Source organism: Nitrosovibrio sp. Nv4 (assembly GCF_900215485.1).
GTDB lineage: Bacteria > Pseudomonadota > Gammaproteobacteria > Burkholderiales > Nitrosomonadaceae > Nitrosospira.
Map to the genome: position 1 here is coordinate 1393920 of NZ_OCMZ01000002.1, position 11947 is coordinate 1405866.

General features: G+C 54.3%; 10 protein-coding genes. 6 read left to right on the plus strand and 4 right to left on the minus strand.

Going from position 1 to position 11947, the window contains the following annotated elements; all coding sequences use genetic code 11:
- Window positions 1-78 precede the first annotated feature (78 nt).
- The 3 genes from CRO05_RS14685 to CRO05_RS15360 all read left to right on the plus strand — a co-directional run bounded on the left by CRO05_RS14685 (window position 79) and on the right by CRO05_RS15360 (window position 5617).
- Window positions 79-3411 (plus strand): response regulator, encoded by a 3333-nt coding sequence (locus tag CRO05_RS14685; RefSeq protein WP_097067835.1) that lies wholly within the window; start codon window positions 79-81, stop codon window positions 3409-3411.
- Window positions 3408-4298, plus strand: a complete 891-nt coding sequence (locus tag CRO05_RS14690) for a diguanylate cyclase (RefSeq protein WP_097067836.1) — start codon at window positions 3408-3410, stop codon at window positions 4296-4298. The genes CRO05_RS14685 and CRO05_RS14690 overlap by 4 nt, the downstream gene beginning before the upstream one ends.
- A gap of 575 nt (window positions 4299-4873) precedes the next feature.
- Window positions 4874-5617: a PEP-CTERM sorting domain-containing protein gene (locus tag CRO05_RS15360; RefSeq protein ID WP_143860944.1), complete on the plus strand. Its 744-nt coding sequence runs from the start codon at window positions 4874-4876 to the stop codon at window positions 5615-5617.
- 683 nt (window positions 5618-6300) lie between these two features.
- Here the strand turns inward: CRO05_RS15360 and CRO05_RS14705 are convergent.
- Window positions 6301-6867: a hypothetical protein gene (locus CRO05_RS14705; RefSeq protein ID WP_200814411.1), complete on the minus strand. Its 567-nt coding sequence runs from the start codon at window positions 6865-6867 to the stop codon at window positions 6301-6303.
- On the opposite strand from CRO05_RS14705, the gene CRO05_RS15750 reads away from it, so the two are divergent.
- Entirely contained in the window at window positions 6858-7031 is a 174-nt protein-coding gene (locus CRO05_RS15750; protein WP_200814412.1) for a hypothetical protein, read from the plus strand. The genes CRO05_RS14705 and CRO05_RS15750 overlap by 10 nt on opposite strands.
- On the opposite strand, the gene CRO05_RS14710 is transcribed toward CRO05_RS15750, so the two are convergent.
- Window positions 7026-7283, minus strand: coding sequence for a hypothetical protein (locus CRO05_RS14710; protein WP_097067839.1), 258 nt, complete (start codon window positions 7281-7283; stop codon window positions 7026-7028). The genes CRO05_RS15750 and CRO05_RS14710 overlap by 6 nt on opposite strands.
- A 218-nt stretch (window positions 7284-7501) precedes the next feature.
- On the opposite strand from CRO05_RS14710, the gene CRO05_RS14715 reads away from it, so the two are divergent.
- Together CRO05_RS14715 and CRO05_RS14720 are read left to right on the plus strand one after the other, a co-directional pair.
- The gene (locus tag CRO05_RS14715) at window positions 7502-8506 is read left to right on the plus strand and encodes a DNA cytosine methyltransferase (RefSeq protein ID WP_097067840.1); all 1005 of its coding nucleotides are present in this window, start codon (window positions 7502-7504) and stop codon (window positions 8504-8506) included.
- Entirely contained in the window at window positions 8499-9656 is a 1158-nt protein-coding gene (locus CRO05_RS14720; protein WP_097067841.1) for a restriction endonuclease, read from the plus strand. Before CRO05_RS14715 ends, CRO05_RS14720 begins: the two co-directional genes overlap by 8 nt.
- A gap of 42 nt (window positions 9657-9698) precedes the next feature.
- Here CRO05_RS14720 and CRO05_RS14725 read toward each other — a convergent pair whose 3' ends face one another.
- Together CRO05_RS14725 and CRO05_RS14730 are read right to left on the minus strand one after the other, a co-directional pair.
- Entirely contained in the window at window positions 9699-10160 is a 462-nt protein-coding gene (locus tag CRO05_RS14725) for a very short patch repair endonuclease (RefSeq protein ID WP_097068017.1), read from the minus strand.
- Between the two features lie 14 nt (window positions 10161-10174).
- Window positions 10175-11944, minus strand: a complete 1770-nt coding sequence (locus CRO05_RS14730) for an AIPR family protein (RefSeq protein WP_097067842.1) — start codon at window positions 11942-11944, stop codon at window positions 10175-10177.
- Between the last annotated feature and the right edge of the window lie 3 nt (window positions 11945-11947).

Below are 11947 nucleotides of genomic sequence, written 5' to 3' on the forward strand. Positions count from 1 at the left end.
TTAGCCGACAAGCTCATGTGCTGCTGGCAGGGTTAATTGGCGAGATTTCCGACGGGACAAACATACGGGAAGAGATTAATGACAATTCGAAAAACGACTTATATTTTCTATCTGATGACGGCGGTACTTATTTCCCTGCTTACGCTGTTTATTGCGCTCCGTTTCCTGGAGCACCGGAAACTGAGTGATGCCCAAGACCTGCGCTACGCCTCCTTCCTTGCAGCGGATGAGCTGCGCCAATCCTCCGATGATCTGACGCGCATGGCGCGTGCCTATGTCGCCACACGCGACCCGAAGTTTGAGCGAATCTACTCCAATATATTGGCGATCCGCAACGGCGACGAGGAGCGCCCGCTGCACTATGAGCGCGGTTACTGGGATCTCATCGTCGCCGATGCAGACTTCCAGCCCGCACCGGGGCGCAGGATTTCCTTTAGATCGCGAATGAAAAAGCTCGGGCTTACGGCGGCAGAGCTTGCAAAACTTGCGAAAGCCGAAAGTCACTCAAACCAATTGGTGGAGCGGGAACGCAGCGCATTCAATGCAATGAAAGGGCTGTTTCAGGACTCGAACGGAAAGTTCAGCGTGAAGGGCACACCGGACACCGCGTTGGCCGGTAGCCTACTGCATGATGAGAGCTACCATATTACCAAGGCCGAGATCATGCGGTTGGTGAACGAGTTTTATGAGCTGCTCGAGGAGCGTACACTCAATACAATAGCTCTCGCTGAGGACCGCTCCAACCTCTACGTATCCGGCGTCTTTTTTACGCTCGCCTTTCTCATGGCTTGGCTCGCCCTTTCGTATCGCGTCGTGCGCCGGAAGGTACAAAATCTTGCATGGCTCGAAGATGAAACCAGGAATATCGGAAAGGTGGGCAGCACGCCTCGTTTCTACATTGACTCAAACGATGAGATAGGCAGTCTTTCCCGCGCCTTCACTACGGCTCAAACGGAACGCGATCGTTATTTTAATCAGTCCCTTAACTTTCTTGCGATTTCCGGTTTCGACAATCGTTTCAAGCGAGTGAATGCAGCTTGGACCAGGGTTTTCGGCTATTCGGCGGAAGAACTTCTGTCCAAGCATTTCATGGACCTCGTCTTCTCCGGTTCACGGGCAGATACTGTGCTAGAGCTGGACAAGCTCATCTTGGGTGTTCCTGTTTCCTTTGAAAGCCAGATGCGCTGCAACGATGGCTCCTTTCGCTGGGTCTTATGGAATATAGCTCCGGCACAAGACACTCGTGAATTCTACTTTTCGGGCCAGGATATCACACCAAGGAAGAATATCGAGACAGAGCTGCATAAGGCCCGAAAAGTAGCGGAGGCTGCAAACCGGGCCAAAAGCGAGTTTCTGGCAAATATGAGCCATGAGATCCGCACGCCCATGAACGGAGTACTTGGCGCGGTTGGGCTGCTTTTGAATACTTCATTAATCGCCTCGCAGCGCGAGTTGGCGGAACTGGCGAGAGCCAGCGGCGAGACCCTGCTCTCCATTATCAATGACATTCTCGATTTTTCCAAAATCGAAGCAGGTAAACTCGTTATTTCACCCGTTCCTTTTGATCTTCTTCAAACTGTTGAAGAGGTGGCGAGCATGATTGCCATGCAGCCGGCAAGAAAGAAAAATGTGAATGTAATAGTGCGTTACCTGCCGAATGTGCCGCGCTATGTATTCGGTGATCTGGGCCGTATCCGTCAAATACTGACCAACTTGACTAACAATGCCATCAAGTTTACTGACAAGGGCCACGTACTCATCGATGTGGAAACCGATGCGGTTAGTAAAGATGAGGTGTCCCTCCGCATCAGCATTGAAGATAGCGGACTGGGAATCGCGGCAGATAAACTAGAAAACCTCTTCGACAAGTTTACGCAAGCAGATACCTCTACCACGCGGCGTTATGGGGGCGCCGGCTTGGGTCTGGCTATCAGCAAGCAACTGGCTAAATTGATGGGCGGCACCATTGGGGCGAAGAGCCGGGTTGGCGTTGGATCGACGTTCTGGTTTACCCTGCGCCTGGCCTTGCAGAAAGAAGCTCCGCGGGACGTGAGACCGAATGTGGATCTGGATCTGGCAGGTATTCGTGTGTTGATCGTGGACGATAACTCAGCTAATCGCCTGGTGCTGCAAGAGCAACTCCGCGGCTGGAGGATGCGCATCGGCAGTTGCGCGTCTGGTGCGGAAGCGTTACGGGCGCTTCAAGAGTCCCAAGCCGCCGGCGATCCCTACAAGATCGCGATCCTCGATCATCAAATGCCGGAGATGGATGGAGAAATACTGGGCAAGGTTATCAAGGCCAACCCATTGCTCCACGATGTTCAACTGGTGATGCTCAGCTCACTGGGCCAAGAAGGTGATATCAGGCAGCGACTCAAGAAAGCTGGTTTTGCAGCCTATCTCGCCAAGCCGGCCCGGCAATCGGAACTATTGCTAACTCTGGTAAGCATACGGGATGCGCAACGCAACCGGCAGGCTATAAATCTCATGGATGTGCAGCCATCCCTACCAGAATCTCCTGCGCGACAGCTTGTTTATAACTCTCCATTTGCCGGAACCCGCGTCCTACTTGCTGAGGACAACGTTACCAATCAGCTCGTTGGCGCCATGATGCTGCGGAATCTGGGCTGCCTGGTGGATGTCGCCGCCAATGGCCGGGAAGCAATGGAAATGGTGGGGGCATTTCTCTACGATGCTGTATTCATGGATTGCGAGATGCCCGAGATGGACGGGTTTGAAGCTACTGCCGCAATTCGCCGCCGGGCGGACAGCAACTCGCGGCCACCCATCATCGCTGTTACGGCGCAGGCCATGCAGGGTGATCAGGAACGTTGCCTTCTCGCAGGCATGGACGATTACATTGGTAAGCCAGTAAAGCAGGAAGATTTTGCGGCAGCGTTAAAACGTTGGTTGCCGGATCACGAACGAGGGCAGAAGAGTGAGGCAAAACCCTGCCTGACAAGGCGTGAAGAGGTGGCCGGCACTATCTCAGACCAGTCCCTGCTACCAGTCTCTTTATCGCTTTCGACTTCATCTGCGCTGAACCCGAAAGTCATTGCGCGACTTCGGTCGCTCGCGGAAGCAACGAACCCATCCTTGATTACGCAGATATTTACATCGTTCCTGAGCGATGGGACTGAACGCATCAATACTATGCGGGAGGCGGTAGTTGGAAGCGATGCCGAACTCCTGGGGAAAGCCGCCCACGCCATCAAAGGCGCGAGCGCCAATATCGGCGCTCATTCCATGGCCGATATCGCACGAAAACTGGAACTTTTAGGCAAATCAGGCAGCATATACGGAGCGATTGTCTTGATAGAACAAATTGAAGTGGAGTTTGAACGTGTGAAGAGCGAAATAGGCCAGCTGAATGTCAGTGGTGTGCCGTTGTCCGATGCAGCGCAGCTATGAAGATACTCATCGCAGAGGACGACGCTACCTCCCGCTTATTGTTTGCCGCCACGCTCAGGAAATTGGGACATACCGTGACGGCAGTAGAGAACGGGCGCAAGGCTTGGGAAGCATGGCAAAAGGACGAGCATTTTCTGCTCATTTCTGACTGGATGATGCCAGATGTGGATGGTTTGCAGTTGTGCAAAATGATCCGCGGGGAGCCCAACCTGCGATATACCTACATCATCCTTCTTACGGCGCTGGACAGCAAGGGTAGCTTTCTCGAAGGAATGGACGCAGGCGCAGATGATTTCATTACCAAACCGTTCGATGAAGAACAGCTGGCAACCCGGTTACGGGTCGCGGAACGAATTCTGGGGTTGCATCAAAAGCTACATATTCAGGCAACGCATGATCACCTCACAGGCGTATGGAATCGCGCCGCCATCATGGGTCATCTGCAAAAGGAGTTGGAGCGGGCAGCGCGTGAAGGTACCTGCACAAGCGTTATAGTAGCCGATCTCGATCACTTCAAGCGAGTCAACGATACCTACGGGCATCCCGTCGGCGATGAGGTATTGCAAGAGGCAGCCCGGCGCATGGGACTCGCATTGCGCGGTTATGACCGCATCGGGCGCTATGGAGGGGAGGAATTTCTTATCACAGCATCCGGTTGTGGCTGGAACGAGGCCATGGCTCTCGCCGAAAGAATCTGTAGTTCTCTCAGCAGGCAGCCTGTTAATAGCGGGGCAGGGCAAATTCCCATGACTGTAAGTTTAGGCGTTGCTGTTGGTTGCGGGCAAGGTAAAGATACAGGAGTGCTCATCGCAGCCGCCGATGAGGCGCTTTACCGGGCAAAAAAGTCTGGCCGTAATCGGATTGAATTGTCAAATCAGACGACGTAATCAAGGTCCGGAATATGGTGATGAAAAGTTACCACCCCCGTTCCTAACGATTTCGCGTAAAGGCGGTCGATATTGCCGGCTATGGAAACATTCCCATTGAAACAAATTTGCCGCACGGCGTGCCAATCCTGCAAACCAGGCGGAGGATTATCTGGACGGCCGTGGCGGTGCAGGATCAGGACGACATTTGGGTCTACAACGCCATTGACAATCCACGCGCGGCGGACGGAGGGAATGGATGAGGTTTTGCAGCAATGCAGTGTTTCGATTTGAGCCCTGGCCCATCTAATCAATCAGCCCCAGGGCTTAAGAAATCTGTCTTCGTATAGTGACATGAAAAACTCTTACAGCTCAGGCGTTTGATGGAAGCGCTGAAATAAGCGTCTCCCATAGGGGACGGAATTTCGGTTAAAACCGGAAAGTCTCCCCTAATCGATTGATTCCTTGTCAGATATCTTCTGGCATACAAATTGCTTTTTCGCCTATAGCCGTGCTGTTGATGTGTTTGTTAGTGGCGCCATTTGGCCGGCTGTAGCTTCAATTTTTTGAAAAATAATATTAGGAGGATAAGCATTATGAAAAAGAAAGAAGTTGTACTCGCCCTGGTTGCAATGTTTGGACTGGCGGCGGAATCGTCAGCATCTGGCGGCTTAGGAGTTTCTGCGGGATTAGGGGCACCTACGGAACTCGGCGTTTCCACAGACCCGGGAGCTTCTATCAACTCAGGCGCTTATGCCGGCTCGGGCGCTTCTACGAACTTAGGCACCTCTACAGGCTTAGGAACTTCCGCCGACATAGGAGCTTCCACCGACATAGGAACTTCTACCGATATAGGAACTTCTACCGATATAGGAACTTCTACCGGCATAGGAACTTCTACCAACTCAGACATAGACTTGGGGGTTTCTAATGACTTAGGGGTTTCTAATGACTTGGGAGTATCAACTGACTTGGGGATTTCCGCAGGAGTCGCTCCGAAGCTCAGCCTCACTGCTGATACAGATGCCTCAACCTCTACCGAGATCAGCGCGTTGACCGCCTCAGCAGCTGCAACCACCAATACCGGACTGCCTGCCGTGCTCGGTTCAGATATCGCAGATACAGGTGTTGATATAGCTAGTCAATCAACTAACACTTTTGATTTGAGCGCAGCAGTGGAGATGGAAAATATGCTTCCCCAACTGGCAGTAGCGGCCGATGCGGCCGATGCAGCGGTTTCCGCAGTTCCGGAAGCGGATGCGTATGCGATGCTTTTGGCCGGGCTCGGTCTGATGGGTCTCATGGTAAACCGCAGAAAAGGAAAGCGGATAGAAATATAGAAAATCCTGCTGAGGTTTGCCTGGGTATTGGGTTTGGAAATATTGGTTCGGGGAAGAGCGCATCATCGCATTGTGCGACTCTTCCTCCCAACAGACTCTTACTAGGAGACGTACCCGAGCTGAAGCAGACCGCACAACCTTTCAGACGTAAGTAGCAGTCCTTCCTCTAGGCGCAAGCCATGCGATGCGCAAGAGAAATCAGGTAGGAAATCGTGGCTTATTTCTTTTGAGAATGCAGAAAATCGAGCCTGGTTATGCTCTTGTCCCTCTTGCCACACTTTGTCGTCAAAAGTTTCTCTCCGATCGAATCGTGCAAGCGGCATTATTTCCTCATGTGTAATGCGGATACGAACCCTGTCTTTTGAACAGCTTACCGCGCCGATTTCGCTGCGTGTAGGGAGCTATTTTTTTCGGGCGGACTCGCCTATCGGTTTCAGCAACTCCTTCCTGTTGTTATTTGGATCAGCCCGATTCACGGCCCTGGCCGCTCTTCACCGTAAGAATAACCGGGGCAGACGACAATATTTGCGAGCTTAACGCGTAAATTTACTAAGAGGCGAGATTACGTAATAATTGGGGCGAGATGGCGGGAGGGTGACATTCATATCTAAGCTTGAAACCCGTATCACTGCTATGTTTGACTCACAGCCTCAAGCAAGTTACCACGTTTGTTACCACGGTTATTACCTCGGTACCCCGAAATCAGCACTGGAGATACTGCCCAATAGCCGATAAAACCATTTCTCGCTCCGTTGGTTCAACCAGATCCGATAGAATGAAGGGGTTACAAGACAATGCTTGCTACTCCTTTTTTGCTCACCGCGCACTTTCCCATCTGGTACCTCACGCCGCCGCACCTGCCTGTGGTGACACCTTAGGGGGCGTCGTGCCGGGTGGTAGGTGGAGTAAAAAACCATATCCGTCATCCAGCGCTTGAAGTTGTGGTTGTCGCTGTACTGCTTGAACAGCTCTGTGTGATCAAATGAGCCAAGCACGACGCGATTCAGCGCCTTGTCGTGTTCCAGCTTTGCGTTTTGTTTGTCAGAGTTGGCCTGAGCATTCTGGTACGCCTTGTCCTGTACCACGCGGGCCGGAATCTCCTTGGTGATGACCTTGCGAATCTTGTCGCCGTCCTTCCACTCGATATTGCCGAACATATTGTTGGACGCCCTGATGATGTTCGACAGCTTGTCGATGTCCGGCCGCCACCACCGCCACCGCCTTGGGTGGGGGCGGCTCGATGAAGGCATCCGTGTCGTTCATCTATCGACGCAGCGTGGTCGTAGCTCTTGATGGTGCCGACAATCTGCGTATCTGGTGCGCGCCGGTCAGTGATAACGACGACAGAGTCGAACTGGGTCAACATGGCATCGGCGGCGCTTTTGAGCTCGACCAACTGGTGGGCCAGTTATGAGAGCGTGTTGCTCTTGCCGCTGCCTGCTGAACGTTGGATGAGATACCGCTTGCCATATTCGGCATCTGCAGACTTTACATCTATATCGAAACTCGCAGTGACGTCGTAAAATGATATTCTAGCGGTCTTCATTGTCCCAAGCTCCTTATGGGCTGCTACAAAATCTTTAGTATCTACGTTTGGTAGCCATCCCTTGATATTTGCTTCACGTGCAAGCACCCAGTGGTCTTCTGCCAACTCGGTTTCATTCATCAGCGCCTCGAGTCCAGAAACATCAACCGATCCAGTCGCAAGACCTTTCGAATTACGTGAAGAGCACATAGCAACACATGGATCGTAGACCTAGCGGAATGTGTGCGAACCTGGTAGTCTCCGGTCACCTGAGACAGAAGCTTCGCTCTCTGGATGCTTCGGACACTTCCGACTGATAGGAAAGCCGCGCAGCTGCGCCGGCGCTGACTGAAATAAAAATGGCAACTTTCGTGGATTTGTTTTGTGGAGGCGGATTCGGGGCCAGGGGGGCGGTTCAAGGAGGAGGCGTTCCACTATTGGGATTGGATGCGTGGGATTTGGCCACTAAGACTTACGAGGCCAACTTTCCGTCGGCGGATGTAATCACTGATTTCATTGAAAACGTCGACGCCGCCGCGCTGGGTCGACGGTATCGTCCGGACGTGCTCGTGACGTCTCCCGAGTGCACCTCGCACTCAATTGCACGCGGCGCCAAGCCAGGGTTGGAAAGCAGTCGTGAAACTGCGATTGGCATTGTTCCGTGGGTGGAGTCGATGCACCCTCGATGGGTCATTGTCGAGAACGTCAACCGGATGAAAAAGTGGGACCGACACAACGAGCTCGTCGCGACGATTGAGGGGCTGGGCTATACGGTCAGTGATCTTTTCCTCAATGCTGCCGATTTCGGGGCCGCCCAAGCGCGGAAGCGCATGTTTCTTGTCTGTGACAAGCAAGGTTCAAAAGTTTCGCGGGAACAGCTATTGGCATTCGGAAGCGATCGGCCCCTGACGGCCAACGATATTATCGATTGGGAGACTCCGTATCCGTCCAGTCCACTACGCAAGCCGGGAAGAGCGAAGGCCACACTGGAGCGGGCGGACCGGGCTATCGCCGCATCGGGCCGGAATGTCCCATTCATCATCGTCTATTACGGATCAGACTACGCTGGCGGCTGGCAAACGCTGGACGTTCCACTGCGCACCGTGACCACCGTAGATCGGTTCGGGCTTGTAACCTGGCGAAAGCGCGAGCCCTACTTGAGGATGCTTCAACCCAACGAATTGCTCAAGGCGATGGGCGGCGGCGACGAACATCTGTTACCTCATGGTACCCGCCGCGAAAAGGTCAAGCTTTGCGGAAATGGCGTTTGCTCGGAGGTCATGGCTGCCATCTTCAAGTGGATCAGCGTGGCTCAGACACATCCCCGAGGAAGGGCGATGCGACAACGCCGACCCAATGATTGAAAAGGATTTGGACTCGGCTGATCTTTGTGTGGATGAGGTGTACGGCGGCTCCCGGAGGGGCAACTCTTCCGACGATCCGCTGCCAAAGTTGCTTGGCGTGGATAACGGAGCTGGGTTTCGGCACCTCGGGAAACGGCCGGCGGTGGCGACTCTCAGGCTCCTTGTCCTGAAAACCAGCTTTTCGGATGTGAACTGGCCTGACGCGCTCGACCGTGAGAATGGGATCTTTGTCTACTACGGAGACAAGCGCGGCCCCGGGGATCTTCACGCGACGCCGCGGCAAGGGAACCTGATGCTCCGGAATCTTTTCGACGAAGCTCACCAATGCCAGCGGAGCTCTTCCTTTCCTCCGATCCTTCTTTTCGGCAATACGGGCACATATCGAGACGTCCGGTTTCTCGGACTCGCGGTACCTAGCGCGACAGGCATGGGTGCAGACGATGACCTCGTGGCCATATGGCGGACGACAGAGGATGGTGTTCGATTTCAGAACTACAAGGCGACGTTCACCATACTCGATATCCCGGTCGTCTCCAGGGCATGGATTAAGGACATCCAGAACGGTAACGCAGTGTCCTCGCTCCATGTGCCGAAGGCATGGCTCGACTGGGTCTGCGGCAGGAAGTACACGCCACTCAAGTCCGTTTCCGTAAACGCTGTGCGCTCAAAGCGGCAGCAGATTCCCGACACCCCCGAACTGGCTGCGTACGTGAGGACGGTCTACGAGCATTACAAGGAAGATCCATACGCATTCGAGCGGTGCGCTATGGAGTTGGCTCGGCTTTTCATGCCGGCAATTCAACACTGGGAGTTGACGCGGCCATGGAGAGATGGGGGAAGGGACGCCTTGGGCACCTATCGCATAGGATATGGGGCTGGCGCGATCGATGTGGAATTCGCGATGGAGGCCAAGTGCTACGGCCCGGATGTGGGGGTAGGAGTCAAGCCTCTGTCCAGACTGATATCGCGCCTGAGACATCGTCAGTTTGGCATCTTGGTCACGACTTCCTATCTTGATTCGCAGGCATACATGGAGCTCGTGGACGACACCCATCCGGTCGTCGTCATATCGGCAAGGGACATGTCCGTGAAGCTCAGGGAGAGGTTCGGCAGCCTCGAGAACATCAAGCTCTGGCTGCAACGGATCTAGCGACAGCATGCTCGCGAATGCCCGCCGCCTTGTCCTCACACCCTAATGGGGGAGAAGTTCCGGGATTTCGCCGAAGGGCGCATCGCCCTCAATCCATTCGGACAAAGATTGGGCGAGATCCGTGACAGCCTCGGTCGACTTGCCTTTGGTGGCACATTCCCACACAACCAGAACGCGCCATCCCGCTTCCTTGAGTGCTTCGATAGCCCGTGTGTCACGCTCGACATTGCCGCTCAATTTGGCATGCCAGAACGCTGCGTTAGTCGTGGGCGATGTGGCGAAACCACAACCCGCGTGGCGGTGCCAGAAGCATCCATGGACGAAAATCGCAACCTTGTGACCCGGCAGGACCACGTCGGGCACACCTGGAAGGTCGCGCCTGTGCAACCTGAAACGGTAGCTTGCAGCGAACAGAATTTTCCGCACGAGCATTTCCGGCTTCGTGTTCTTCGCTCGGATGCCGGACATCATGCGTCGCCGGGTCTCTTTGTCGACAACGTCCACCAAGAATATTCTCCTTAGAGCAGCTCGGGGAGATCGTCGGCCGGCATTGTGAAGGATGCCCCAAGGACAGAGTCACGGCATTCCGGCTTCTTCGCCCATTCCGATACCATTCGGCCTCCGGCCGTCTGGTGCAGGACATTGCTGACCTCTTTTGCCCAACGAGCAATCTGCGCGCAGAATTCCGGGGAGAGAGCCTGCCGCGACCAAATCCGGTCGAATTCGATTCGCTCGCCAAGCCTGTCGGCGAGCACGGCCACGACATAGGCGGCAATGTTCGCCTGGAATGCTTGAAACATTGGCCGGACAATTTTCTGAGCCCCCTTGAAGATAATCGCCTTGGCGATCATCGCCTTGTACCAAGTTACATCCGGAAGCATTGCTGTTTCTCCGTCAGGGGTCGACAGCATAGCCATGAAGCGTTCGAAGTTCTTTTGCGAGCCCAGGCTTACCAAGTCCGGTCTGCGATCCCATGCGTTGATATACTTCGCCAAGTCCGTCTTCGTGATCTTCCTCGCCGGAGGCATTGCGTCTTTGAGTTTACGCAGCTTTGCGGGTGTCGTTCCTTCACGGGCAAGCATGGTGCTGTAGCTGCCCGATGCCCGTTCATAAAACCATCCGCTGACTCCGTCGGGACAATAAACGGTCAACGACAGTTTTTCCACATCTACGTGGAAGGGCTTGTTTGCCGACAAATCAGATTGCTTAATCGCGTTTTGCGTATTGGCGAAGCGCGAGATGTCCGAAACCAGCGCCTCCTCTTTGGCTGAGTCCTGCACTCGCATGACGATGATCTTGGCGGGCACCCTGACGGGTCCCAAGTCCACTTCAGGGAACTTCTTCTTGGTGAAGTACATAGATGCGGTCGTCTGGCCACCATTGACGATTTGCAGTCCCTTGAGCCACGCGATCCCCACCGAGCCATCTCCTGGTTTACCCAGACGCATTTCGTCGGCCACGATCACGATTCCATTATTGTAGGCCATGAATCGCTCAGGCGCCGATCGCAAGGTGGTTTGAATGCCGGCATTAATCCCCTTGCCCTTGACGCTAAGGAAGGAGCGGACGTTGGCTTCCAAAAGCCGCGCACCGAACTTCTCGTAGAGCAGCCGCAGCGCCTCGCCGGGTATGGCTGTCAGCGCGTAGTCGTAATCGTCGCTTTCGCCCGGCACAAAGACGCAGGGCAAGGGACCGCCGGAGACCTCGTTGAAATCGACGACTACTTCGTCGCGCGGCTTGCCCTCGGACCAATGCCGATGAAGCCGCTCGATGTCCATGACTTCGAGGCGCACGGCCTTGCCGCCGATGTCCCGTGTCTTGAAGCTCTTGGACTTGGCGACCTTGTCAGTGATGACATAGACGCGGATTTGCTCCAAGTCGTTGTAGATGCCTTGCAGCGTTTCCGCCAGCGAGCGTACGTCGCTCGAAGGATCGAGCTTCGGCGCCATCTTGCCTTCCGCACAAAGTGTCAGAAAGCGTAGGCACTGCTCCACCGCGGTCTTGGTTTCCGAGTCGGGAACGGGCGTCGGAACATTGACGCCCTCGTAAAGGCTGACGAACAAATCGAGCTGGTCACTCTCATCGGATACGGAATAGCCGCTGAGTCTCAGATTTGCGTTGCCTACCTTGCCCTCGAAATGGCATTCGACCGGCTCGAACGTCATGCCGATCTCCGACATGTGCTCCATCACTATCCCGGCGAACACCAATTCTTCATAGAGCGCGCCCTCTCTCATTTGCGACCGCACGGCGGTCTGCGTTTCGCGCAGGAATTCTGGCAAGTCCATACT